This is a genomic window from Streptomyces davaonensis JCM 4913 (genome assembly GCF_000349325.1).
Taxonomy (GTDB): Bacteria; Actinomycetota; Actinomycetes; order Streptomycetales; family Streptomycetaceae; genus Streptomyces; species Streptomyces davaonensis.
The window spans coordinates 4,616,973-4,640,075 of the sequence record NC_020504.1 but is presented as its reverse complement, the minus strand read 5'-3'; the positions used below and the strand labels follow the sequence as shown (position 1 = coordinate 4,640,075).

Below are 23,103 nucleotides of genomic sequence, written 5' to 3'. Positions count from 1 at the left end.
GAGCGCTGGTACGGCCGTGCGCGAGAGCCCGTACGGCAGCGGCTAAAGTCGGCCACATGACCAAGTGGGAATACGCAACCGTGCCGCTGCTCGTCCACGCCACGAAGCAGATTCTGGACACCTGGGGCGAGGACGGCTGGGAGCTCGTCCAGGTCGTGCCCGGGCCGAACAACCCCGAGCAGCTGGTGGCCTACCTGAAGCGGGAGAAGCAGGCGTGAGCGCGGTCGAGGCGAAGCTGGCCGAACTGGGGCTGACGCTGCCCGCCGTGGCGGCGCCGCTGGCCGCGTACCAGCCGGCCGTGCAGTCCGGCGTGTACGTGTACACGTCCGGTCAGCTCCCCATGGTGGAGGGCAAGCTCGCGGTCACCGGCAAGGTCGGGGCCGAGGTCACGGCGGAGGAGGCCAAGGACCTCGCCCGTATCTGCGCCCTCAACGCCCTCGCCGCGGTCAAGTCGGTCGCGGGCGACCTGGACCGGATCGCGCGCGTGGTGAAGGTCGTCGGCTTCGTGGCCTCCGCGTCCGACTTCACCGGCCAGCCGGGTGTCATCAACGGCGCGAGCGAACTGCTCGGCGAGGTCCTGGGCGACAAGGGCGTCCACGCCCGGAGCGCGGTGGGCGTCGCGGTGCTCCCGCTGGACGCCCCGGTCGAGGTCGAGGTCCAGGTGGAGCTGGTCGGGGCCTGACTCCCGGCGCCTGCGGGGTGGGCGCGGCGGAACCCGCAGGACCGGCCCGCGGCGCGCCCCCACCAGCACCGGGCACCCCTCGAACATCCGCGCGCACCGAGATAGCCTCCGCACATGGCGAACGGTCAGTGGTATCCCCCGGAGTGGCCCGACCGCATTCGTGCGCTTGCGGAAGGGACCCTCACGCCGGTGTCCCCCAAGCGTGCCGCCACGGTCATGCTGCTCAAGGACACCGGCAGCGGTACCGCCGTCCACATGCTCCGCAGACGTGCCTCCATGGCCTTCGCCGGCGGGGCGTACGCCTATCCCGGTGGCGGCGTCGATCCCCGGGACGACGATCATCACGTCCGCTGGGCCGGGCCCATGCGCGCGTGGTGGGCCGAGCGGCTCGGGGTCGACGAGACCGGCGCCCAGGCGATCGTCTGCGCCGCCGTGCGGGAGACGTACGAGGAGGCGGGCGTCCTGCTCGCCGGGCCGACCCCCGAGTCCGTCGTCGGCGACACCACCGGCGCCGAGTGGGAGGCCGACCGCGCCGCCCTCGTCGCCCGGGATCTCTCCTTCGCCGAGTTCCTCGACCGCCGTGGGCTCGTCCTGCGCTCCGACCTGCTCGGCGCCTGGACGCGCTGGATCACCCCGGAGTTCGAGTCCCGCCGCTACGACACCTGGTTCTTCGTCGCCGCCCTCCCGGAGGGCCAGCGCACGCGCAACGCGTCCACGGAGGCCGACCGCACGGTGTGGACCGCACCCGGCGAGGCGGCGACGTCGTACGACAAGGGCGAGCTGCTGATGATGCCGCCCACCATCGCCACCCTGCGGCAACTGATGCCGTACGACACGGCCGCCGAGGCGCTGGCCGCCGCCCCCGCGCGGGACATGACGCCGGTCATCGCGCGGGCGCGTCTGGAGGACGGCGAGATCGTGCTGTCCTGGCCGGGGCACGACGAGTTCACCAAGCACATCCCGACCACGCCGAACGGTGGAGCCCCCGCATGACGGACGCCAGCACCCTTCCCGGGCAGCCGCGGGGCGGGGTTCTCTCGGGCCCCGCCACCGCGCGGGCCGTGAACGTCCTCGCGCCCAACGCCTCCGCGATGACCCTGGACGGCACGAACACCTGGATCCTGTCCGAGCCCGACTCCGAGCTCGCCGTCGTGGTCGACCCCGGTCCGCTGGACGAGGGGCATCTGCGGCACGTCGTCGACACCGCCGAGCAGGCCGGCAAGCGCGTCGCCCTCACCCTGCTGACGCACGGCCACCCCGACCACGCCGAGGGCGCCGCCCGCTTCGCCGACCTCACCGGCACCAAGGTGCGGGCCCTGGACCCGGCCCTGCGCCTCGGCGACGAGGGCCTGGGCGCCGGGGACGTGGTGCGGGTGGGCGGCCTGGAGCTGCGGGTCGTGCCCACGCCGGGGCACACCGCCGACTCCCTGTGCTTCCATCTCCCGGCCGACCGGGCCGTCCTGACCGGCGACACCGTCCTGGGGCGCGGAACGACCGTCGTGGCGCACCCTGACGGCCGCCTCGGGGACTACCTGGACTCGCTGCGGCGGTTGCGCTCACTCACCGTCGACGACGGCGTCCACACAGTGCTGCCCGGCCACGGACCGGTCCTCGACGACGCCCAGGGCGCCGTCGAGTTCTACCTCGCCCACCGCGCCCACCGCCTCGCCCAGGTCGAGACGGCGGTCGAGGACGGCTACGGGACGCCCGCAGAGGTAGTGGCGCATGTGTACGCGGACGTGGACCGCTCCCTGTGGCCTGCGGCGGAGCTGTCGGTGCGGGCGCAGCTGGAGTACCTGAGCGAGCACGGGCTGATCTAGCAGGTCTGCTCGGGGCGCGGTGCCTTCACGCCGTGCACGCGCGTGTACTCCTCGGCGAGCCAGGGGCCGAGATCGTCGACGTACGACCGGAGAACGGCCCCGTCGCCGGTCGGCGCGTATCCGAGGACGGCCGCCGCGCGCATCTCGTCCGCCCGCTCCGGGTAGTACGCGCCGAACGCCTCCGCCATCTCCACCAGGTCGCTCGTCCAGCCGTTCCAGCGGGGCATGACCAGCGTGAATCCGGTGCGGACGAGATGGCGGGACATGAACCGTACGAGGGGTCTGCGGGCCTCGTCGGAGTCGGCGGCGGCGATCCGCTCGCGCCAGCGCGGCAGCAGGAGGGCCAGGTCGCCGTTGGTCTCCCGCGCGAGGCGGGAGTCGGGGCGATAGCGGGGCAGGTACTCGGCGAGGTCCTCGCCGAGCAGCGGGGTGCACAGACAGGCGAGGAACCAGCCCATGTCGTACCGCTCCAGCTCGCTCAGGACGCGCGCCCTGCTGTACAGCAGCGTGCCGACCCCGTCGATCCGCCGGAACTCCTTGTCGAGCCCCTCGCCGAGCACCCGGGCGTCCTCCCGGTCCGCGTCGGTCGGCTCGGCGCGCAGGACGACCAGCAGATCGAGATCGCTGCGCCCCACGCGCGCGGTGCCGCGCGGAATCGACCCGTAGAGGTACGCGCTGTGCATCCGCGCCCCGAAGACGTCCAGGAGGCGGTCGCGCGCGGCGGCAACGACGGGCCGGAAGTCGTGCGTGACCTGTCCGAGTGAGCCTTCGCGCTCGATGAAGCCCTGGCGGTCGAGACCTTTGCGGGGAGCCGTGTCAGCCATGGGATCACTGTGCCAACCCCGGCCCGTCCGGCGCTCGCCAAAAGCCCGTGACACGGACAGGGCCCGCCTCTGATGAAGAGACGGGCCCTGAACAGCCGTACGGTCAGCGCGAGCGCTTCGCGAGCCGCTCCACGTCCAGCAGGATCACGGCACGGGCCTCAAGGCGCAGCCAGCCGCGCTGGGCGAAGTCGGCGAGGGCCTTGTTGACCGTCTCGCGGGATGCGCCGACCAGTTGGGCCAGCTCCTCCTGCGTGAGGTCGTGGACGACGTGGATGCCCTCCTCGGACTGCACGCCGAAGCGGCGCGAGAGGTCCAGCAGCGCGCGGGCGACACGGCCGGGGACGTCCGAGAAGACCAGGTCCGACATCGCGTCGTTGGTGCGGCGCAGCCGGCGGGCGACGGCGCGCAGCAGCGCGGTGGCCACCTCGGGGCGGGCGTTCAGCCAGGGCTGGAGGTCGCCGTGGCCGAGGCCCAGCAGCTTGACCTCGGTCAGCGCCGTGGCCGTCGCCGTACGCGGGCCCGGGTCGAACAGCGACAGCTCGCCGATCAGCTCACCGGGGCCGACGACGGCGAGCATGTTCTCGCGACCGTCGGGGGAGGTGCGGTGGAGCTTGACCTTGCCCTCGGTGACGACATAGAGCCGGTCACCGGGGTCGCCCTCGTGGAACAGGGAGTCACCGCGCGCGAGGGTCACCTCACTCATGGAGGCGCGGAGCTCCGCGGACTGCTCGTCATCGAGCGCCGCGAAGAGCGGGTTGCGCCGCAGAACGTCGTCCACGAGTTCTCTCCTTGTCGACCTGCTCAGGGGATCTTGCTCCCCCTTGGTACCAGGGGACCGTGCTCCCCATTTTGCCGGACCGTCCAAACAGTGTGATCTGTCACAAGGATGCCGCACACGTGTCCCGAGTTAAGCGGCAGGGGTCCAATTGGGGGCTGATCTTCAGGGCTCGGGGCGGATGTCAGTGCCGGGCTTTAGGCTGGCCGGGTGTCCAAATCGCCGGTGAGAGCACAGGCCAAGGGGGCTGGGCGGGTGGTTGTACGTCGTGATTCCGCTGTGGGCGAACAGGAGCCCGATGGCGGAAGGAAACCGTCAAAAGCGGCAAAAAAGGTGACCCCTGCGAAGAAGGCCTCCGCGAAGCCGACGAAGGCCTCCGCGAAGCCGTCGAAGGCCGAGTCCCGTACCGCCCTCGTCCGCCGCGCGCGCCGGATCAACCGCGAGCTCGCCGAGGTCTTCCCGTACGCCCACCCCGAACTGGACTTCGAGAACCCCTTCCAGCTCCTGGTCGCCACGGTCCTGTCCGCCCAGACCACCGACCTGCGCGTCAACCAGACGACCCCCGCGCTCTTCGCGAAGTACCCCACCCCCGAGGACCTGGCCGCCGCCAACCCGGAGGAGGTCGAGGAGATCCTGCGTCCGTGCGGGTTCTTCCGGGCCAAGACCAGGTCGGTCATAGGCCTGTCCAAGGCCCTGTCCGAGGACTTCGGCGGCGAGGTGCCGGGGCGTCTCGAAGAGTTGGTCAAACTGCCGGGCGTCGGCCGCAAGACCGCGTTCGTCGTGCTCGGCAACGCCTTCGGGCGGCCCGGAATCACCGTGGACACGCACTTCCAGCGGCTGGTGCGGCGCTGGCAGTGGACCGAGCAGACCGACCCCGACAAGATCGAGGCCGAGATCGGTTCGCTGTTCCCCAAGAGCGACTGGACCGACCTCTCCCATCACGTCATCTGGCACGGCCGCCGTATCTGCCACGCCCGCAAACCGGCCTGCGGCGCCTGCCCCATCGCCCCGCTCTGCCCGGCGTACGGCGAGGGCGAAACGGACCCCGAGAAGGCCAAGAAGCTCCTCAAGTACGAGAAGGGCGGCTTCCCGGGGCAGCGCCTGAACCCCCCGCAGGCATACCTGGAAGCGGGCGGGAAGGCGGCACTGCCGCTGGGGGCCGCCGGATGACCAACGCAAGCGACATGGTGGCGCTGAGCAAGGACGGCCTGCCCTCCTGGCTGACCCCCGTCGTCCACGCCGTGGAGACGGTCGAGCCCATACAGCTGAGCCGCTTCCTGCCCCCGAAGAACGGCGCCGGCAGGCAGTCCGCCGTACTCGTCCTGTTCGGCGACGGCGACCGCGGCCCCGAGCTGCTCCTGATGGAGCGCGCCAGCTCCCTGCGCTCGCACGCGGGCCAGCCCTCCTTCCCCGGTGGCGCCCTCGACCCCGAGGACGGCGACCCGAAGACCGACGGGCCGCTGCGGGCCGCGCTCCGCGAGGCCGAGGAGGAGACCGGCCTCGACCCGACGGGCGTACAGCTCTTCGGGGTCCTGCCCCGGCTGTACATCCCGGTCAGCGAGTTCGTGGTCACCCCCGTCCTCGGCTGGTGGCGCGAGCCGAGCCCGGTCGGTGTCGTCGACCCGAACGAGACGGCCCGCGTCTTCACCGTGCCCGTGGCGGATCTCACGGACCCCGCCCACCGCGCCACCGCCGTCCACCCCAGCGGCCACCGGGGTCCGGCATTTCTGGTCGAATCGGCCCTGGTCTGGGGTTTCACCGCGGGCATCATCGACAGGTTGCTGCACTTCGCGGGCTGGGAGCGGCCCTGGGACCGGGAGAAGCAGGTCCCGCTGGACTGGCGGTCATGACAGGGTGGGCGCCGTGCTGTGTGAATCAGGGGGCCGTGAAGTGACGAGGCGAGGCTTGAAGCGGTGAACGTGCTGGACATCCTGCTGCTGGTCGCCGCGGTGTGGTTCGCGATCGTCGGCTACCGCCAGGGCTTCGTCGTCGGCATCCTGTCGGTGATCGGTTTCCTCGGCGGCGGACTCGTCGCCGTCTACCTGCTTCCGGTGATCTGGGACGCCCTGACGGACAACTCCGAGGTGGGCACGACCGCCGCGGTCGTCGCCGTGGTCGTCGTCATCGTCTGCGCCTCCGTCGGCCAGGCGCTCACCACCCACCTCGGCAACAAGCTGCGCCGCTACATCACCTGGTCCCCGGCCCGCGCCCTGGACGCCACCGGCGGCGCTCTGGTCAACGTCGTCGCCATGCTGCTGGTCGCCTGGCTGATCGGCTCGGCGCTGGCCGGCACCACCCTGCCGACGCTCGGCAAGGAGGTCCGTAACTCCAAGGTGCTGCTCGGGGTGTCCCGCGCGCTGCCCGCGCAGGCCGACACCTGGTTCGCGGACTTCTCCTCGGTCCTCGCGCAGAACGGCTTCCCGCAGGTCTTCAGCCCGTTCTCCAACGAGCCCATCACCGACGTACAGCCGCCCGACCCGGCGCTCGCCAACAGCGGCGTGGCCACGCGCGCGAAGCGATCCATCGTCAAGGTCGTGGGCACCGCGGACAGTTGCGGCAAGGTCCTGGAGGGCACCGGCTTCGTCTTCGCCGACCGTCGCGTGATGACCAACGCCCATGTGGTGGGCGGCGTCGACGAACCCACCGTCCAGATAGGCGGAGAGGGGCGCAAGTACGACGCGCAGGTCGTGCTGTACGACTGGAAGCGCGACATCGCCGTGCTCGACGTCCCGGATCTGGACGCGCCCGCGCTGGAGTTCACCTCCACCGACGCCCGCAGCGGCGACGGCGCGATCATCGCCGGCTTCCCGGAGAACGGCGCCTACGACGTCCGCGCCGCCCGAGTCCGCGGCCGCATCCCGGCCAACGGTCCGGACATCTACCACCGCGGCACCGTGCACCGCGACGTCTACTCGCTGTACGCGACCGTCCGCCAGGGCAACTCCGGCGGCCCGCTGCTCACGCCCGAGGGCAAGGTGTACGGCGTGGTCTTCGCGAAGTCCCTCGACGACGCCGACACCGGCTATGCGCTCACCGCGGACGAGATCCGGGAGGACATCGCCGCCGGACGCACCGCGAACGAGCAGGTGGACAGCGACAGCTGCGCGCTGTGAGCCCCTGGTGAATGAAGCCCCGGGGCGGTCAGCCGCGGGGGTGGCGCAGGCGTACCGAGACCCAGCGGGCCCGGCGGCGCAGAATGCGCGGAATCCCCACCCGGAGGTCGGTGCCCGCGAGTTGCGGGGCACTGCCGCCCTGGTGGGAGCTCAGGGCGCTGCCCGAGCGGCGGTTGCGTGCTACGTCGTTGTAGTCGTGCGTCCAGCCCATACCCCGACGTCTGCCCCTGCCCCAAGGTCGATAACCGCCCCCAGGGCCCCCAATTGGCCTATGCGCCGGGCAATTGGCTGTTCGTAGTACAGGTGTTCAGATCTGGATACCGGCAGCGTCCGAACGGTCACCGACCGGGTCGGACCGGCCGTACTCATCTGTCCGGTTCAGGATCCTTCAGCCAATTGACGAGTTCCGCGGAGAAAGCGACGGGATCCTCCTCATGCGGGAAGTGTCCCAGGCCGTCGAACAGGCGCCAGCGGTACGGGGCTTCGACGTACTCGCCGGATCCTGCCGCGCTGCGGGTGCGCAGCACGGGGTCCAGGGAGCCGTGCAGATGCAGCGTGGGCACCCGGACCGGGCGCTTCATCCGACGGTTGAACTGGATGCCGTCGGGACGGGCCAGCGAGCGGACCATCCAGCGGTACGGCTCGATCGAGCAGTGCGCGGTCGAGGGGATGCACATCGCACGGCGGTACATGTCCACCGCGTCGTCCTCCGGCAGCCGCGGCCCGGACCAGTCCCGGATCAGCCGCCCCACCAGCGCCCCGTCGTCGGCGGTGAGCTGCCGCTCCGGGATCCAGGGCCGCTGGAACCCCCAGATGTAGGAGCCGGCGGTCGTCTGCTTGACGTCCGCGAGCATCGCCGAGCGCCAGCGCCGCGGATGCGGCATCGAGGCGACCGCGAGCCGCCGTACCAGCTTCGGGCGCATCACCGCCGCCGTCCACGCCAGATAGCCGCCCAGGTCGTGGCCGACGAGGGCGGCGTCCGGCTCGCCGAGGGAGCGGATCACTCCGGTGATGTCGAGTGCCAGGTTGGCGGGGTCGTACCCGCGCGGGGTGCGGTCGCTGCCGCCGACCCCGCGCAGGTCCATGGCGACGGCCCGGAACCCGGCGTCGGCGAGCGCCGGGAGCTGGTGCCGCCAGGTCCACCAGAACTGCGGGAAGCCGTGCAGGAGCAGGACCAGCGGCCCGTCGCCCATCTCGGCGATATGGAAGCGCGCACCATTGGCCGCCACGTCCCGATGGGTCCAGGGACCATCGAGTCGTGCGACCGAGGCAGGCTGCGCCGGAGGGGTGGGGGCAGGGTCCGTCATGACGACGAGCGTGCCACAGGCTCGAGCGCGGCGGGCGACCGGTCCTCCAGGGCCGGCGCCGGACGCGGGTGCGGCTTGGCGTTCTGAAGGACGCCCGCCGTCTCCTTCATCGAGGCGGCGACCTTCTGCGGGCCCTTGCCCTTCTTGGCCTTCTTCGCGAAGACGACGCCGATGAGCGCGAGGGCCACGGCGATGAGCACGTTCGCGGCGAAGGAGAGCAGGAAGCAGAGGGCGAGATTCCAGTCGCTCCAGGTCCGGATGCCGTACGCCAGGGCGAAGTTGAGCATCGGCAGGGAGAACAGCAGCACCGCGCCGGCCACCACGAACGCGCCGCCGCTGGTCGCGCCGCGCTTCACGTCCCGCTTGAGCTGCGCCTTGGCCAGAGCGATCTCGTCGTGCACCAAGGCCGACATCTCGGTCGTCGCCGAGGCGAACAGCTGGCCGATGCTGCGTTCGGCGCCGACCGGGCTGCCGTCGGGTGCGCTCATCGCGTTCTCCCTCTTGTGACTTCTGACCGTCTGGGTGAGGTCTCGTCTTTTGTACCGTCCCGTCAGATCATGCCCGACGGTTGTTCTCCTCGCCTGCCCCGCCCGCCACTTCGGCAAGCCGCGCAAGCTCCGCGGCCCTCTCCGCCGCCTTCTCCTCGGCGATCCGGCGGTGCTCGGCAGCCTTGCGCTCATGGATGGCGGCCATCCGCAGGTGGTACTCCGGATCGTCCTGCTCGTAGATGTCGGGGACGCCGGAGAGGTCCTCGTCGCGCTCCTCGTCCTCGGTCATCCTGCGGTACCGGCTGTTCCGTATCTTCAGCAGCACGGTCGCCAGGGTCGCCGCGATGAGGGAGCCCAGCAGAACGGCAGCCTTGACCTCGTCCGTCAGGGTGGCGTCGCCCTCGAAGGCGAGCTCGTCGATGAGCAGCGAGACGGTGAAGCCGATGCCGGCCAGAGTCGCCACCGCGAAGACGTCCGCCCAGGCCAGTTCGTCGCTGAGGGAGGCTTTGGTGAAGCGGGCCGTCAGCCAGGTACCGCCGAAGATGCCGACCGCCTTGCCGACGACGAGTCCGAGCACGACGCCCAGGGTCTCCGGCCGGGTGAACACCTCGCCGAGCGCCCCGCCCGAGACGGCGACACCGGCGCTGAACAGGGCGAACAGCGGTACCGCCAGGCCCGCCGAGAGCGGCCGGACCAGGTGCTCGATGTGCTCGCCGGGGGAGTGCTGCTCGCCCTCGTGCGGGTGGCAGCGCAGCATCAGGCCCATGGCGACACCGGCGATGGTGGCGTGGATGCCGCTGTTGTACATCAGCGCCCAGATCACGAGCGCGAGCGGGACGTAGACGTACCAGCCGCGGACGTTCTTGCGCAGCAGCAGCCAGAAGACCGCGAGACCGGCCACGGCGCCGCCGAGCGCGGCGAAGTTCAGGGTGTCGGTGAAGAAGATCGCGATGATCAGGATCGCGAAGAGGTCGTCGACGACGGCGAGGGTGAGCAGGAAGGCGCGCAGCGCGCTCGGCAGGGAGGTGCCGATGACGGCGAGCACGGCGAGCGCGAAGGCGATGTCGGTGGCGGTGGGCACGGCCCAGCCGTCCAGGGAGCCGTCGCCGACGACGTTGGTGAGGACGTAGACGAGCGCTGGTACGGCCATTCCGCACAGCGCGGCCACCACCGGCAGTACGGCGGCCTTCGGGTCCCTGAGGTCACCGGCGACCAGCTCTCGCTTGAGTTCGATCCCGGCGACGAAGAAGAAGATCGCGAGCAGTCCGTCGGCGGCCCAGTGCGCGACCGACAGATCGAGGCCGAGCGCGGCGGGCCCGATGTGGTAGTGGCTGACGCTGTCGTAGCTGTCGCTCAGTGCCGGGACGTTCGCCCAGACCAGCGCCGCGACGGCGGCCACGAGCAGCAGCACACCGCCGACGGTCTCGGTGCGCAGCGCGTCCGCGACGAAGGTCCGCTCGGGCAGGGACAGCCGTCCGAGAACCTTGCGGCTGGTGTGGGGCGCGGACACGGGAACCTCCGGAAAGTGGGCAGCACAAACACTTGCCGACCAGACTTCCCGGCGCACCTTTAGCGATTTTACGTTTTCTTAGCGTACCTAACCTGTGCGCGGCAGGCATACGGCGGACCCCGTGACGCACGTCGGGGAGCGCCCGGCGCCGGACGCTCCCCGCGGTGTGACGGCCCGCTCAGTCCTCGCTGGGCGCGGCCGGCAGCTTGGCCTGGATGAGGTCCATGACCGTGGAGTCGGTCAGCGTGGTGACGTCGCCCAGCTCACGGTTCTCCGCGATGTCCCGCAGCAGTCGGCGCATGATCTTGCCGGAGCGGGTCTTCGGCAGCTCCGCCACCGGCAGGATCCGCTGGGGCTTGGCGATCGGGCCGAGCGTCGCGCCCACGTGGTTGCGCAGCTCCGCCACCAGGTCCTCGGTCTCCGCCGCCGTACCCCTGAGGATCACGAAGGCGACGATGGCCTGCCCGGTCGTCTCGTCCGCCGCGCCGACGACGGCCGCCTCGGCGACCGAGGGGTGCGACACGAGCGCCGACTCGACCTCGGTGGTGGAGATGTTGTGGCCGGACACGAGCATGACGTCGTCGACCCGGCCGAGCAGCCAGACGTCGCCGTCCTCGTCCTTCTTCGCGCCGTCACCGGCGAAGTACTTGCCCTCGAAACGCGCCCAGTAGGTGTCGAGGAAGCGCTGGTCGTCGCCCCAGATGGTGCGCAGCATCGACGGCCACGGCTCGGTCAGGACCAGATAGCCGCCACCGCCGTTCGGCACCTCGTTGGCCTCGTCGTCGACGACGGTCGCGGCGATACCGGGCAGCGGGGTCTGGGCGGAACCGGGCTTGGTCTCGGTGACGCCGGGCAGCGGCGAGATCATCATCGCGCCGGTCTCGGTCTGCCACCACGTGTCGACGATCGGCTTGGTGTCGGCGCCGATGTGCTTGCGGTACCAGATCCAGGCCTCGGGGTTGATGGGCTCACCGACGGAACCGAGGATGCGGAGGGAGGACAGGTCGAACTTCGCGGGGATGTCGTCGCCCCACTTCATGAACGTACGAATGGCGGTCGGCGCCGTGTACAGGATGGTGACCCCGTACTTCTGCACGATCTCCCACCAGCGACCCTGGTGCGGGGTGTCCGGCGTGCCCTCGTACATGACCTGCGTGGCGCCGTTCGCGAGCGGCCCGTAGACGATGTATGAGTGCCCCGTGACCCAGCCGACGTCGGCCGTGCACCAGAACACGTCGGTCTCCGGCTTGAGGTCGAAGACGGCGTGGTGGGTGTACGCGACCTGGGTGAGGTAGCCGCCGGAGGTGTGCAGGATGCCCTTCGGCTTACCCGTCGTACCGGACGTGTAGAGGATGAAGAGCGGGTGCTCGGCCTCGAAGGCCTCGGGGGTGTGCTCGGCGGACTGCCGCTCGACGATCTCGTGCCACCACACGTCACGGCTGTCGTTCCAGGCGACGTCCTGGCCGGTGCGCCGCACGACGAGCACATGCTCCACGTTGTCGACGCGGTCGATCGCCTCGTCCACGGCCGGCTTGAGCGCGGACGGCTTGCCGCGCCGGTAACCGCCGTCGGAGGTGATGACGACCTTGGCGTCGGCGTCCTGGATACGGGTCGCGAGCGCGTCCGCGGAGAAGCCGCCGAAGACGACGGAGTGCGCGGCGCCGATCCGGGCGCAGGCGAGCATCGCCACGGCCGTCTCGGGGATCATCGGCATGTAGACGGCGACCCGGTCGCCCTTGCGGACACCCAGCTCCAGCAGCGCGTTCGCCGCCTTGGAGACCTCGTCCTTGAGCTCGGCGTAGGTGATGGCGCGGCTGTCGCCGGGCTCCCCCTCGAAGTGGATGGCGACCCGGTCTCCGAGCCCGGCCTCCACATGCCGGTCCACGCAGTTGTACGCGACATTGAGCTCGCCGTCCTTGAACCACTTCGCGAACGGCGGGTTCGACCAGTCCAGCGTCTCGGTCGGCTCCTTGGCCCAGGTCAGCCGACGGGCCTGCTCGGCCCAGAAGCCGAGCCTGTCAGCCTTGGCCTGTTCGTACGCCTCCGCCGTGACGTTGGCGTTCGCGGCCAGGTCAGCGGGCGGCGCGAAGCGTCGCTCCTCCTTCAAGAGGTTGGCCAGGCTTTCATTGCTCACGACATCTCCCTTTCCCAGGGTGTCCGTTGTGTCCCAGGCCACAGCTCATCAGACCCGGGGGCTCGATGACAAGGGCCGACGGGAAATTGGTTTAGACCTGTTGTGGGTCTCGTGGGGTCTCTCTCGTACGTCGGCTTCGGCGGCCGGAGTCACACGTACTCACGGACGTCGACCAGGCAGAGTTCATGGTCTGTAACGCCTCTCACACTCCGGCCCAAGTACGGGTGTAACGCCACCCACGAGAAGGGAGTTCCGAGTGGAAGGGATACGGGGCGGGCCGCAGGCGGCCGTTCGCGACCCTGAACTCTTCGAGGAGTTCTACCGGCGCCATGTGGACGCCATGACGTCCTTTGTGGCCCGGCGTGTGGCGGACCCGCACACGGTCGCCGACCTCACCGCCGAGATCTTCCTCGCGGTCCTCGACTCCGCCCACACCTACCGCCCGGGACGGGGCAGCGAGACCGCCTGGCTCTACGGGATCGCCCGCAACGTCGTCGCGGGCGAGTACCGCCGGGTGGCCCGCGAGACCGCCCGCGACCGGCGCATCTCCGGCCGGCGGCTCCTGGAACCCGACGATATCGCCCGCCTGGAGGACAAGCTCGACGCGGAGAGCCCCGGCCGCCGCGCCCTCGCCGCCCTGGAACGGCTCCCCGCGGGGGAGCGAGCCGTTCTGGAGCTGATCGTGGTCGACCAGCTGACGGTTCCCGAGGCCGCCGCCGCACTGGGCATCACCCAGGTCACGGCCCGCGTACGGCTGCACCGCGCGCGCAAGTCGCTGCGCCGGGCGGCGGACGAGCCCGCCGACGGACCCCGCGGCACATCCCTGTCATACGTCACCGGAGAAACCGGGGGAGAGGCATGACCACCAGGCCGACATTCGAGGACCGACTGCTCGCAGAACTGCACCGCGAGATCGACCTGCGCGCGGGGGACCTTGCGGCGGAGGACCGTACGACGGACGGGGCGCCGACGTCCGTGTGGCGCCGCCGCCGTACGGCCCTCACCGCGCCGAGGCTCGGCCTCGTCGCCCTGGCCTGCGCCGCCGTCGCGGGCGCCTGGGTGCTGGTTCCGGGCTCCCCCGCCGAAAGCCCGGCCTACGCGGTGGTGTCGCACCCGGACGGGACCTTGACGGTCACCATGAACGAGTTCGGCCTCGGCGGCACTCTGCCGGACGGACTCGTCGAACGGCTCAAGGCACACGGCATCCACGTGGTCGTGGACGATGTGCCGGACGGCTACGAGTGCACCCAGCCCCGGGGGGAGGCGGTCCGGGGCCGCTCCGATGCGGATGGGGGCCCCGGCCGGGTGTTCGACCTGCGGCGCGGGGACTCCCTGGCCGTCGAGAAGATGGGGCAGCGCCAGCCCGACGGGAGCTTCCTGCCGGTCACCGGCCTCTCCTTCCTCCGCGGTGAGGCCGCCCCGTGCAATCCGGTCCCCGCCCCGCCCCGCCCGGGGGAGACATCCGGTCCCCGCTGAGCGGGGAGTACGTAGGCTCACCGGGGCGCGCGGGGCCCGGACTGCGCCGGACTGCGCAGACCGTCCGCGTCGGTCACACGGTCGAACTCCTCCGCGCTGGACGCGTCGGTGAGCAGATACGCCTGCGCCTCGCCCACGTGGAAGTACATCCCGTGCAGTTCCAGCACCCCCTCCCGCAGCGCCTGTGACACCGACTCGTGGGCCCGCAGATGCTCCAACTGCTGGACCACATTGGTCAGGCACAGCTGCTCGACCGCGTCGGCCGGCGCCCGCCCCGCCAGCCGGGCCCACGGCCGACCCTCGTCGGCCATGCGCTCAAGACTCGGCAGCCCGTGCCGCAGCCACCTCTTGAGCGGTGTCCGCGCGCCGCCGGGTTCGGAGTTGAGCAGCGCCTGCATGGCCCCGCACCCGGAGTGCCCGCACACCGTGATGGAGCGCACCTTCAGCACCTCCACCGCGTACTCGATCGCGGCCGCCACCGAGTCGTCCCCGCTCTCCTCCCCGGGCAGCGGCACGAGGTTGCCCACATTGCGCACCACGAACAGGTCCCCTGGACCACTGGAGGTGATCATCGAGGTGACCAGGCGCGAGTCGGCACAGGTGAGGAACAGCTGGGAGGGCCGCTGCCCTTCCCGCGCCAGCCGGGCCAGCTCACCGCGCACCAGCGGTGCGGTGTTGCGCTGGAACGCGCTGATGCCACGCGCCAGTTCATGCCCGCTCGGCCCATGGGCGGGCCTGGCCCCATCCTCCGCCGCATCCGCCCCGGCTCCGGTGGAGCGGCCCGGGGTGTCCGGCCCGGCGCCGGTCGTGGGCGCGAGCTGCGGGCGCTCGCACTGGTGGTTGCGCCAGGGCGTCCAGGGGCTGCAACGGCAACCGGTGGGGGCGGCCGGGTCGGCGGACCGGGCTTCCGCCTGCCCGGTGACGGGGACTCCGGGCTCGGCGATCCGCAACCCCGCACGACGGCCGGTGAGCTCGACGGAACCGCCCCGCGCGGTGTGCGTGCTCTGCCAGTCCTGGAGCGTCTCGTACGCCGCGTGGTCCATGAAGGAACCGTCCAACTCCACGATGGCACGGGTCCCTTGGGGAACGAGATGCAGGGCACGGCTGAGCCGGGGCACCGCGAGGAAGGTCAACTGGCCTCGGACGCGTACGTGATGGACTCCTTCCTTCTCGTCGTGGGTGATCCGGGTGCGGGCGAGACGGTGCAGGGCGACGGCGACGGCGACCGCGATCCCCAGCGTCACGCCCTCCAGGACGCCGAGGAAGACCACGCCGGCGGTGGTGACGGCGTAGACCGGCACTTCTCGGTGGCGGGTCACCGTGCGGATGTGGTGCAGGGACACCATCTGGATGCCGACGGCCATCACCAGGGCGGCGAGCGAGGCGAGCGGGATGAGCTCCAGGATCGGGACCATCAGCAGCGCGGCGACTACTACGAGAACGCCGTGCAGCATCGTGGAGTTCCGGCTCACGGCACCCGCGTTCACATTCGCCGAACTTCGCACCGCGACCCCGGCCACGGGCAGTCCGCCGAGGCCGCCGGAGACGATGTTGGCGGCGCCTTGCCCGAGCAGCTCGCGGTCCAGGCCGGAGCGGCCGACGTCGGCCGGCGGTCCGGGGCGGGCGGCGATCAGCTTGTCCACGGCGACCGCGCCGAGCAGCGACTGCACACTGCACACCAGGGTCGTGGTCAGCACGGCCGCAACGATGCCGAGCACCGGGCCTTCGGGGAGTCCGGCCAGCGCATGGCTGGTCCAGGACGGCAGGTCGACCTTGGGCAGCTTCAGCGCGGCGAGCGAGGCGGCAACGGTGGCTCCGGTGACGGCGATCAGGGCGGCCGGGATCCTGCGCAGGAGCTGTCCGGCCCGGCCGGGGATGCGCGGCCAGAGCAGCAGCAGGGCGAGGGTGAGAGCGCTCACCGAGACGGCGGCCGGGTGCAGCTTCGCCAACTGGGCGGGCAGGGCGCGCAGGTTGTCGGGGACGGAGCTCTGCGGGGTGCCGCCGAGGACGATGTGCAGCTGGGCGACGGCGATGGTGACGCCGATGCCCGCGAGCATGCCGTGCACGATGGCGGGGCTGACGGCGAGCGCGGTGCGCGCCACGCGCAGACAGCCCAGGCCGAGTTGGACGACCCCGGCGAGGACGGTGATGGCGCAGGTCGTGCGCCAGCCGTAGCGCTGGATGAGGTCGGCGGTGACCACCGTGAGACCGGCGGCGGGGCCGCTGACCTGGAGCGGGGAGCCACCGAGGCGGCCGGCGACGAGTCCGCCGACGGCGGCGGCGACCAGCCCGGCCTGGAGGGGTGCGCCGGTGGCGAGCGCGATGCCGAGGGACAGCGGCAGGGCGATCAGGAAGACCGCGACGGACGCGGACACATCGGCACCGGCGAGCCGGAAGCGACGGTGCCGGGTGGGTGGCGGACTGTGGGACTGGTGGGAGTGCTCGGGCCGAGTGGGGTCGGTGGTGCGGGTGGGGACGCAGGCTGACATGGTTCCCGTCTCCTCCGGGGCAGCGCGGTCGCGGATCTGGCGGTCCCCGTCGGGATGGCGGGGGGTCGGGTCGGCGGCCGTGGGTCACGGCATGCAGCGGCGGGATGAATCAACGCTCGGTAAACGGATCGTAATGCAGAGTAAAGGGTGGGCATAGAGTTTCCGGGCAAATGGGCGAATAGCTCACCTGAATGAGTGAAGTGGCTCTTCGGTCGGCTTGTCGTATTAATTCCTTCTCGGCCCCGTGCAATCTTGACGGCGCTGTCGGCTCTTTTCCGGCAGATCGCCAGAAAACGCCTCTTTCGGCGTTGGCCCCGAGAGAAGGAAGTAGGTGGGCGGAACATGGCCGCCACCCAGAGGATCGCCGCGGGCGCCGTAATCGCCGCGGTCTGTGCCGTATCACTCGCCGGCTGCGGGACCGGCAACGAGGGCGCGAAGGCCGGAGCCCCCGGTCCACAGAGGGCGAAGCCGGCCCAGGCGCCGCCCAAGAGCCCGGTGCGGCTGATCGGCGACGGCTCGACCGCGTACACCGGGGCCCAGCCGCATCTGCCGCGGCCCGAGCGCCTGAAGCCGGGTCAGAAACCGCCGCAGTTCGTGGTGTTCTCCTGGGACGGCGCGGGCGAGGACGGACAGCGGCTGTTCTCCCACTTCCGCAAGGTCGCCAAGGCCAACAACGCGACGATGACGTACTTCCTGAGTGGTGTGTACATGCTCCCCGAGGACAAGCGGGACCTGTACCGGCCGCCGCAGCACTCGCCGGGCCGCTCCGACATCGGCTTCAACGACGAGCAGGGCATCGCCGACACCGTCGAGCAACTGCGCGGCGCGTGGCTGGAGGGCAACGAGATCGGCACCCACTTCAACGGCCACTTCTGCGGCAAGGGCGGCGGTGTGGGCGAGTGGTCCGTGGCGGAGTGGAAGGAGGAGATCGCGCAGGCGAAGCACTTCGTGAAGTCCTGGAAGACCAACACCGGGATGACGAAGTCCTCGCCGCTGCCTTTCGACTACGACAAAGAGCTCATCGGCGCCCGCACCCCGTGCCTGGAGGGCCGCGAGAACTTCATGCAGGCCGCCCGCGAACTGGGCTTCCGCTACGACACCAGCGGCGTCAACAACCAGGTCTGGCCCAAGAAGAAGGACGGCCTGTGGGACCTGTCGATGCAACTGGTGCCGTTCCCCGGGCACAAGTTCGAGCAGTTGACCATGGACTACAACTTCATGGTCAACCAGTCCGGCACCACCAGCCAGGGTGACCCCGACAAGTACGACTTCTGGGGCGACCAGATGCGCGACGGCCTGCTCCAGGGCTTCCAGCGGGCCTACGACGGCAACCGCGCGCCGCTGATCATCGGCAACCACTTCGAGTCCTGGAACGGCGGCACCTATATGCGGGCCGTCGAGGAGGTCGTCGAGACCGTGTGCACCCAGGCCGAGGTGCGCTGTGTCTCCTTCCGCCAGCTCGCGGACTGGCTGGACGCCCAGGACCCCACGACGCTGGCCAAGCTCACCACGCTGACGGTCGGCGAGACCCCGCAGCAGGGCTGGGCGGACTTCCTGTCGGGCCGCCCGGCCCCGGCCCCCAAGGGAGTGCCCGGGGCACCGGCGGCCCGGCAGTAGCGCCCGCCCAGGCGGTCAGGCGCTCACCCGCTCATGCGGGAGCGACGACGCTCTCGTCGAGGACGAACGAAGGGTCGACCTGCGCGGCCAGGTCGGCCCCGGTCCGCTCGTTCGCCCACGACTGCGCGTTCTTCAGATGGAAGTGCACCATCTGGCGGGTGTAGCGCTGCCAGTCCCGGCCGTCGTACGTCGCGTCCACGGCCTCCCGCAACCGGTGCAGGGCGCGGTGGTTGGCGTCCTCCAGGAGCTCGAACCGGGGCGGGCGGCCCTTCTCCATGGCGCGCACCCAGTCCGAGTGCCCGACCGTGACGAGCAGGTCGTCCCCAACCTCCGCGCGCAGGAAGTCGAGGTCCTCCTCGCCGTGCACCTTGTTGCCGACGACCTTCAGTTCGACGCCGAAGTCGCGGGCGTACTCCTTGTACTGGCGATAGACGGAGACCCCCTTCCGGGTCGGCTCGGCGACGAGGAACGTCATGTCGAAGCGGGTGAACATGCCGGAGGCGAAGGAGTCCGAGCCCGCGGTCATGTCCACCACGACGTACTCGTCACGCCCGTCCACCAGGTGGTTCAGGCACAGCTCCACCGCTCCCGTCTTGGAGTGGTAGCAGGCGACCCCCAGGTCGGCGTCGGTGAAGGGGCCGGTGACCATCAAACGGACGGCGCCGCCGTCGAGTTCCACCGGCCGGGCGCAGGCGTCGTAGACCGGATTGGGCTCGCACACCCGCAGCAGCCGGGAGCCCTCGCCGGGCGGGGTGGTCTTGATCATCGTCTCGGTGGAGGCGATGCGCGGGTTCGAGCCGCGCAGGTAGCTCTTGATCAGTGGGAGCCGGTCGCCCATCGCCGGCAGCGCGGCCGCCTCGGGGTCGTCGAGGCCGAGCGCTGCCCCCAGGTGCTGGTTGATGTCGGCGTCGATCGCGAGCACCGGCGCCCCGGTCGCCACGAGATGCCGGATGAACAGGGACGACAGGGTCGTCTTGCCGCTGCCGCCCTTCCCGACGAAAGCAATTTTCATGTTCAGTAAGGGTAGTGGTGAATGGGCTGTGGGTGACAGGCGGACGTGAAGAAGGCCACTCGATCGTGGAGTGGAGCCGTGGGGTGCGTAATGTCGTACTCATGAGTACGACAGGCGCGACCGCCGATCCGCTCGCGGCCCTGGGCGCGCTGCCCGGTGTGGCCGAGTCCGTGGAGTCCGTGCGCAAGGCCGTGGACCGGGTCTACGGACACCGGATCATGCGCCGCCGCAGCAACGCGATCACCTCCGAGGCGGCGCTGCGCGGCGCCCGCGGCTCTGCGGCCCTGTCCGGCGCCGACTGGGCGCTGGAAGAGGTGCGCAGGCGCACCGACTTCAGCGGTGACGACGAGGCGCGCATCGTGGGCGCGGCCCTGCGGCTGACCGCCGAGGCGGGGCAACTGCTGTCCATCTGGCGGCAGTCGCCGCTGCGGGTGCTGGCCCGACTGCATCTGGTGGCGGCGGCGACCAACGGCCCGGAGGTCGGGCGTCCGCGCCAGGACGGTGAGCCGATCGACGAGTCGGTCGTCGAGCTGCCGCTGCCGAGCGCCGCCGAGGTCAACGGACGCCTTGAGGGCCTGTCCGAGCTGATCATCGCGGGCGGCTCCGCCCCGGCGCTGGTGACGGCGGCCGTGGTGCACGGCGAACTGATGGCGCTGCGCCCCTTCACCTCCCACAACGGCCTGGTCGCCCGCGCGGCCGAACGCATCGTGCTGGTGGGCAGCGGCCTCGACCCGAAGTCCGTGTGCCCGTCGGAAGTGGGCTACGCCGAACTCGGCCGCGCGGCCTATCTCGCGGCGCTCGACGGCTATGTCTCCGGCACGCCCGAGGGCATGGCGGCCTGGATCGCGCACTGCGGCAAGGCGGTCGAGCTGGGTGCGCGCGAGTCGACGGCGGTATGCGAGGCGCTGCAACGCGGGGCGGCGTAAAAGGCCGGAGAAGGCCGGGAACAGGGTTGCGGCGGTACGAGGATTCGTACCGCCGCTGGCATGTTCACCGGGTTACCAAGCGTCCTCGATATGTTGCCCATCAGGTCGGGGACTTTGCCCGTCACCTGGTGCGGCTGGCCCGTAATCGACGGGTCGACGTCGCGTGGGTGCCCGGTGTTCATGCTCGGTCCGTGGGGCCAATTGCGTTTTTAAGGTGATCCTCTCGGATGTCCTTGGTCTCGCGGGCCGTTGACTCCTTTCTACTCCAGCTCCGGAGCAAGCGGAAGCCCTGGCTGCGGTTCTTTACTTTTGACCCCAAAAGCGAGCCAAACGGGCACCGGAATGCCGAACGTCCCCAAGGGGCGGTGTCGGCGCAGGTCAGACGACCGCGGTACGGCGGCGGCTGGCGTACCAGACGAGGCCCGCGGTGGCCGCCGCGGCTCCTATGGCGGCCGCCGCGACGAGCGCCGGACGGGCGGGGACGGAGAGCGCGGGGAACCGCTGCTTGAGCCGTACCGGGCGGTGGAAATCGAGAATCGGCCACCCGCGTGAGAGTGCCTCGCGGCGCAACGCGCGGTCCGGGTTCACGGCGTGCGGACGGCCCACGGACTGGAGCATCGGCAGATCGGTCACCGAGTCGCTGTAGGCGTAGCAGCGCGAGAGGTCGTACCCCTCGGACGCGGCCAGCTCCTTGATGGCCTCGGCCTTCGTCGGGCCGTACGCGTAGTACTCCACCTCGCCGGTGAAGCAACCGTCGTCCCCTACGACCATTCGGGTGGCCACCACCCGGTCGGCGCCGAGCAGTTCGCCGATCGGCTCGACCACCTCGGCGCCCGACGTGGACACGATGACCACGTCGCGGCCGGCGGTGTGGTGCTCCTCGATGAGGGAGGCGGCCTCGTCGTAGATGATCGGGTCGATCAGGTCGTGCAGGGTCTCGGCGACGATCTCCTTGACCTGCTGGACGTTCCAGCCGCGGACGAGCGCCGAGAGGTACTCCCGGGTGCGCTCCATCTGGTCATGGTCCATACCGCCCACGCGGAAGACGAACTGGGCGTATGCGGTCCGCAAGGCGGCCCTGCGGTTGATCAGTCCGCCTTGGTAGAAGGACTTGCTGAACGTGAGCGTGCTCGACTTCGCAATGACCGTCTTGTCCAGGTCAAAGAAGGCCGCTGTGCGGGGCAAGGAGTGGTTTTCCACGACCCCGAGCATAGGCGCAGCCCATTCGGCGTAAGGTGTGGCGCGTGGGTTTGCCTGAGAGGGCTCTCGGGTACACCATGGAAGTCACGGATCGTTCGCGACCGTGCTAACCCGGTCCGGCTCCTCCCCCCCCGAGTCGGCCGTGGGGACGACCCCCGCTCTCCCCCCCGGCGGGGGTCGTCGCATGTCCGAACGGTTTTTCTCTCTTTTCCAGTGGCCTTGAGGCCTGAAGAGGCGGTTTCGGCCGCCTCTTCGGCATGCCCATGATCCGTCACTGTGTGTAGCTGTCGCGCTGCTCTGCGGAAGTCGCACGGGAGTTGGTTCAAGGCTCACCGGTTTGGGTGACGGCGATATTCACAGCCGCTGAGTTGTACACAGTTTTCGACCAAGATCCACACGATTTCCGGCATCGCTGCACCGTGATTCCGACGCGTCCCGCCGGGGCCGACTTCATGGCCGGCTCCGGTTAGTCCGACGTGTTTGGCCGGTTCGTATCGGCCGCTCATATGGAGACCGGTTGCCCGGTTCTTCACACGTTTGGGAATCGCGGGGCCGCAGGGGCTGCGCGAGAGAAGCAGCAAGGGGGAGACCATGGCCGCAGCCGCCACACAGGAACCGCCGCCCGCCGCCTCGGGCCGGCCGGGCGCACCGCTGATCGTCACCGAGGACGCCGGTCTGCTGGACGACCTGCTGCGCCTGTGCGCGGCGGCGGGCGCCACACCCGAGGTCCATCACGGGATCCCGGAGCCGCGCGGCAGTTGGGAGGCCGCGCCGCTCGTGCTGGTCGGCGACGACGCCGCCCGGCGGGTGCGCGGCGCCGCCCGCAGGCGCTCGGTGGTGCTGGTCGGCCGGGACCAGGACGACTCCGGAGTCTGGCGCCGGGCTGTCGAGATCGGCGCCGACCACGTCCTGATGCTCCCCGACGGCGAGCAGTGGCTGGTCGACCGCATCGCCGACGTGGCCGAGGGAGTCGGCAGGCCCGCCCTCACCGTCGGCGTCATCGGCGGGCGGGGCGGCGCGGGGGCATCCACGCTCGCGTGCGCCCTCGCCGTCACCTCCGCGCGGGAGGGACTGCGCACGCTGCTCGTGGACGCCGATCCGCTGGGCGGCGGACTCGACGTACTCCTCGGCGGCGAAACGGCCGAGGGACTGCGCTGGCCGGCCTTCGCCGCCTCACGCGGGCGGGTCGGCGGCGGCGCCCTGGAGGAGTCGCTGCCCCGGCTGCACGACCTGCGGGTGCTCAGCTGGGACCGCGGGGACTGCGTCGCCGTACCGCCGCAGGCCGTACGGGCGGTGCTGGCCGCCGCCCGCCGCCGGGGCGGCACGGTCGTCGTCGACCTGCCGCGCCGGATCGACGACGGTGTCGCCGAGGCGCTCGCCCAGCTCGATGTCGGCCTCCTGGTGGTCCCCGCCGAACTGCGCGCCGTCACGGCGGCCGGACGGGTGGCCTCCGCGGTCGGGATGGTGCTCGGCGATCTGCGAGTGGCGGTCCGCGGTCCGTACGCCCCCGGCCTCGACGACCGCGAGGTCGCCCGACTCCTCGGCCTGCCCCTGGCGGGAGAGGTGCCGACCGAGCCGGGACTGCGCCGTCGGCACGAGAGCAGGACGCCGCCCGCCGCGGCGGGCCGTGGCCCTTTGGCGCGCTTTTGCCGGGGGTTCTGGGAGCGGGCGTTGGTGGAGGCGGCATGAGTACGTTTCTGGGGTTGGAGGCCGTTGACGGGGCTCGCTCG

General features: G+C 70.9%; 22 protein-coding genes. 12 read left to right on the top strand and 10 right to left on the bottom strand.

Annotated elements, in window-relative coordinates:
• Positions 1 to 56 precede the first annotated feature (56 nt).
• From BN159_RS44885 to BN159_RS20335, 4 genes are all read left to right on the top strand, one after another.
• Positions 57 to 218 carry a DUF4177 domain-containing protein gene (locus BN159_RS44885; protein ID WP_003975360.1) on the top strand — a complete coding sequence of 54 codons (162 nt, stop codon included), beginning with the start codon at positions 57 to 59 and terminating at the stop codon, positions 216 to 218.
• Positions 215 to 682 (top strand): RidA family protein, encoded by a 468-nt coding sequence (locus BN159_RS20345; protein ID WP_015658875.1) that lies wholly within the window; start codon positions 215 to 217, stop codon positions 680 to 682. Before BN159_RS44885 ends, BN159_RS20345 begins: the two co-directional genes overlap by 4 nt.
• Positions 683 to 796: 114 nt before the next feature.
• A complete protein-coding gene (locus tag BN159_RS20340; protein ID WP_015658874.1) occupies positions 797 to 1,675 on the top strand; it encodes an NUDIX hydrolase in 879 nt (292 codons plus the stop codon).
• Positions 1,672 to 2,502: an MBL fold metallo-hydrolase gene (locus BN159_RS20335; RefSeq protein WP_015658873.1), complete on the top strand. Its 831-nt coding sequence runs from the start codon at positions 1,672 to 1,674 to the stop codon at positions 2,500 to 2,502. Before BN159_RS20340 ends, BN159_RS20335 begins: the two co-directional genes overlap by 4 nt.
• On the opposite strand, the gene BN159_RS20330 is transcribed toward BN159_RS20335, so the two are convergent.
• Positions 2,499 to 3,326: a nucleotidyltransferase domain-containing protein gene (locus BN159_RS20330; RefSeq protein WP_041819584.1), complete on the bottom strand. Its 828-nt coding sequence runs from the start codon at positions 3,324 to 3,326 to the stop codon at positions 2,499 to 2,501. The genes BN159_RS20335 and BN159_RS20330 overlap by 4 nt on opposite strands.
• A gap of 103 nt (positions 3,327 to 3,429) precedes the next feature.
• Positions 3,430 to 4,104: a Crp/Fnr family transcriptional regulator gene (locus BN159_RS20325; RefSeq protein ID WP_015658871.1), complete on the bottom strand. Its 675-nt coding sequence runs from the start codon at positions 4,102 to 4,104 to the stop codon at positions 3,430 to 3,432.
• A 330-nt stretch (positions 4,105 to 4,434) separates the two neighbouring features.
• Here BN159_RS20325 and nth point away from each other — a divergent pair, with 330 nt between their 5' ends.
• The 3 genes from nth (at position 4,435) to BN159_RS20310 (ending at position 7,214) form a co-directional block, all read left to right on the top strand.
• Entirely contained in the window at positions 4,435 to 5,271 is an 837-nt protein-coding gene (gene nth, locus BN159_RS20320) for an endonuclease III (RefSeq protein ID WP_015658870.1), read from the top strand.
• Positions 5,268 to 5,951, top strand: coding sequence for an NUDIX hydrolase (locus BN159_RS20315; RefSeq protein WP_015658869.1), 684 nt, complete (start codon positions 5,268 to 5,270; stop codon positions 5,949 to 5,951). Before nth ends, BN159_RS20315 begins: the two co-directional genes overlap by 4 nt.
• Positions 5,952 to 6,014: 63 nt before the next feature.
• Complete coding sequence (locus BN159_RS20310; RefSeq protein ID WP_015658868.1) at positions 6,015 to 7,214, top strand: MarP family serine protease; 1,200 nt, start codon at positions 6,015 to 6,017, stop codon at positions 7,212 to 7,214.
• Between the two features lie 28 nt (positions 7,215 to 7,242).
• On the opposite strand, the gene BN159_RS20305 is transcribed toward BN159_RS20310, so the two are convergent.
• The 5 genes from BN159_RS20305 to acs form a co-directional block, all read right to left on the bottom strand.
• The gene (locus tag BN159_RS20305; protein ID WP_015658867.1) at positions 7,243 to 7,425 is read right to left on the bottom strand and encodes a hypothetical protein; all 183 of its coding nucleotides are present in this window, start codon (positions 7,423 to 7,425) and stop codon (positions 7,243 to 7,245) included.
• A 154-nt stretch (positions 7,426 to 7,579) separates the two neighbouring features.
• Positions 7,580 to 8,521, bottom strand: a complete 942-nt coding sequence (locus BN159_RS20300; protein WP_015658866.1) for an alpha/beta fold hydrolase — start codon at positions 8,519 to 8,521, stop codon at positions 7,580 to 7,582.
• Positions 8,518 to 9,009: a phage holin family protein gene (locus BN159_RS20295; RefSeq protein ID WP_015658865.1), complete on the bottom strand. Its 492-nt coding sequence runs from the start codon at positions 9,007 to 9,009 to the stop codon at positions 8,518 to 8,520. Before BN159_RS20295 ends, BN159_RS20300 begins: the two co-directional genes overlap by 4 nt.
• Positions 9,010 to 9,076: 67 nt before the next feature.
• Positions 9,077 to 10,519, bottom strand: coding sequence for a Na+/H+ antiporter NhaA (nhaA, locus tag BN159_RS20290; RefSeq protein ID WP_015658864.1), 1,443 nt, complete (start codon positions 10,517 to 10,519; stop codon positions 9,077 to 9,079).
• 178 nt (positions 10,520 to 10,697) lie between these two features.
• Complete coding sequence (gene acs / locus BN159_RS20285; RefSeq protein WP_015658863.1) at positions 10,698 to 12,653, bottom strand: acetate--CoA ligase; 1,956 nt, start codon at positions 12,651 to 12,653, stop codon at positions 10,698 to 10,700.
• A gap of 256 nt (positions 12,654 to 12,909) precedes the next feature.
• Between acs and BN159_RS20280 the strand changes: the two genes are divergently transcribed.
• Together BN159_RS20280 and BN159_RS20275 are read left to right on the top strand one after the other, a co-directional pair.
• Positions 12,910 to 13,515 carry an RNA polymerase sigma factor gene (locus BN159_RS20280; RefSeq protein WP_015658862.1) on the top strand — a complete coding sequence of 202 codons (606 nt, stop codon included), beginning with the start codon at positions 12,910 to 12,912 and terminating at the stop codon, positions 13,513 to 13,515.
• Entirely contained in the window at positions 13,512 to 14,129 is a 618-nt protein-coding gene (locus BN159_RS20275) for a hypothetical protein (RefSeq protein ID WP_015658861.1), read from the top strand. The genes BN159_RS20280 and BN159_RS20275 overlap by 4 nt, the downstream gene beginning before the upstream one ends.
• A 17-nt stretch (positions 14,130 to 14,146) precedes the next feature.
• On the opposite strand, the gene BN159_RS20270 is transcribed toward BN159_RS20275, so the two are convergent.
• Positions 14,147 to 16,618 (bottom strand): bifunctional SulP family inorganic anion transporter/carbonic anhydrase, encoded by a 2,472-nt coding sequence (locus BN159_RS20270; protein ID WP_015658860.1) that lies wholly within the window; start codon positions 16,616 to 16,618, stop codon positions 14,147 to 14,149.
• 342 nt (positions 16,619 to 16,960) lie between these two features.
• On the opposite strand from BN159_RS20270, the gene BN159_RS20265 reads away from it, so the two are divergent.
• Positions 16,961 to 18,235, top strand: a complete 1,275-nt coding sequence (locus tag BN159_RS20265) for a polysaccharide deacetylase family protein (RefSeq protein ID WP_015658859.1) — start codon at positions 16,961 to 16,963, stop codon at positions 18,233 to 18,235.
• 31 nt (positions 18,236 to 18,266) lie between these two features.
• Here the strand turns inward: BN159_RS20265 and BN159_RS20260 are convergent, their stop codons facing one another.
• Positions 18,267 to 19,247: an ATP-binding protein gene (locus BN159_RS20260; RefSeq protein WP_015658858.1), complete on the bottom strand. Its 981-nt coding sequence runs from the start codon at positions 19,245 to 19,247 to the stop codon at positions 18,267 to 18,269.
• Between the two features lie 101 nt (positions 19,248 to 19,348).
• Here BN159_RS20260 and BN159_RS20255 point away from each other — a divergent pair, with 101 nt between their 5' ends.
• Positions 19,349 to 20,173: a Fic family protein gene (locus BN159_RS20255; protein ID WP_041819581.1), complete on the top strand. Its 825-nt coding sequence runs from the start codon at positions 19,349 to 19,351 to the stop codon at positions 20,171 to 20,173.
• 378 nt (positions 20,174 to 20,551) lie between these two features.
• Here the strand turns inward: BN159_RS20255 and BN159_RS20250 are convergent, their stop codons facing one another.
• A complete protein-coding gene (locus tag BN159_RS20250) occupies positions 20,552 to 21,385 on the bottom strand; it encodes an HAD family hydrolase (protein ID WP_015658856.1) in 834 nt (277 codons plus the stop codon).
• A 579-nt stretch (positions 21,386 to 21,964) separates the two neighbouring features.
• Here BN159_RS20250 and ssd point away from each other — a divergent pair.
• A complete protein-coding gene (gene ssd / locus BN159_RS20245) occupies positions 21,965 to 23,062 on the top strand; it encodes a septum site-determining protein Ssd (RefSeq protein WP_015658855.1) in 1,098 nt (365 codons plus the stop codon).
• Positions 23,063 to 23,103 lie beyond the last annotated feature (41 nt).

What these genes read in the sequence shown, in the direction of transcription:
- BN159_RS44885 (WP_003975360.1), top strand. Translation starts at nt 57, where the DNA reads ATGACCAAGTGGGAATACGCAACCGTGCCGCTGCTCGTCCACGCCACG.
- BN159_RS20340 (WP_015658874.1), top strand. Translation starts at nt 797, where the DNA reads ATGGCGAACGGTCAGTGGTATCCCCCGGAGTGGCCCGACCGCATTCGT.
- BN159_RS20335 (WP_015658873.1), top strand. Translation starts at nt 1,672, where the DNA reads ATGACGGACGCCAGCACCCTTCCCGGGCAGCCGCGGGGCGGGGTTCTC.
- BN159_RS20330 (WP_041819584.1), bottom strand. Translation starts at nt 3,326, where the DNA reads ATGGCTGACACGGCTCCCCGCAAAGGTCTCGACCGCCAGGGCTTCATC.
- BN159_RS20315 (WP_015658869.1), top strand. Translation starts at nt 5,268, where the DNA reads ATGACCAACGCAAGCGACATGGTGGCGCTGAGCAAGGACGGCCTGCCC.
- BN159_RS20305 (WP_015658867.1), bottom strand. Translation starts at nt 7,425, where the DNA reads ATGGGCTGGACGCACGACTACAACGACGTAGCACGCAACCGCCGCTCG.
- BN159_RS20300 (WP_015658866.1), bottom strand. Translation starts at nt 8,521, where the DNA reads ATGACGGACCCTGCCCCCACCCCTCCGGCGCAGCCTGCCTCGGTCGCA.
- BN159_RS20295 (WP_015658865.1), bottom strand. Translation starts at nt 9,009, where the DNA reads ATGAGCGCACCCGACGGCAGCCCGGTCGGCGCCGAACGCAGCATCGGC.
- BN159_RS20275 (WP_015658861.1), top strand. Translation starts at nt 13,512, where the DNA reads ATGACCACCAGGCCGACATTCGAGGACCGACTGCTCGCAGAACTGCAC.
- BN159_RS20270 (WP_015658860.1), bottom strand. Translation starts at nt 16,618, where the DNA reads ATGTCAGCCTGCGTCCCCACCCGCACCACCGACCCCACTCGGCCCGAG.
- BN159_RS20265 (WP_015658859.1), top strand. Translation starts at nt 16,961, where the DNA reads ATGGCCGCCACCCAGAGGATCGCCGCGGGCGCCGTAATCGCCGCGGTC.
- BN159_RS20260 (WP_015658858.1), bottom strand. Translation starts at nt 19,247, where the DNA reads ATGAAAATTGCTTTCGTCGGGAAGGGCGGCAGCGGCAAGACGACCCTG.
- BN159_RS20255 (WP_041819581.1), top strand. Translation starts at nt 19,349, where the DNA reads ATGAGTACGACAGGCGCGACCGCCGATCCGCTCGCGGCCCTGGGCGCG.
- BN159_RS20250 (WP_015658856.1), bottom strand. Translation starts at nt 21,385, where the DNA reads ATGCTCGGGGTCGTGGAAAACCACTCCTTGCCCCGCACAGCGGCCTTC.
- ssd (WP_015658855.1), top strand. Translation starts at nt 21,965, where the DNA reads ATGGCCGCAGCCGCCACACAGGAACCGCCGCCCGCCGCCTCGGGCCGG.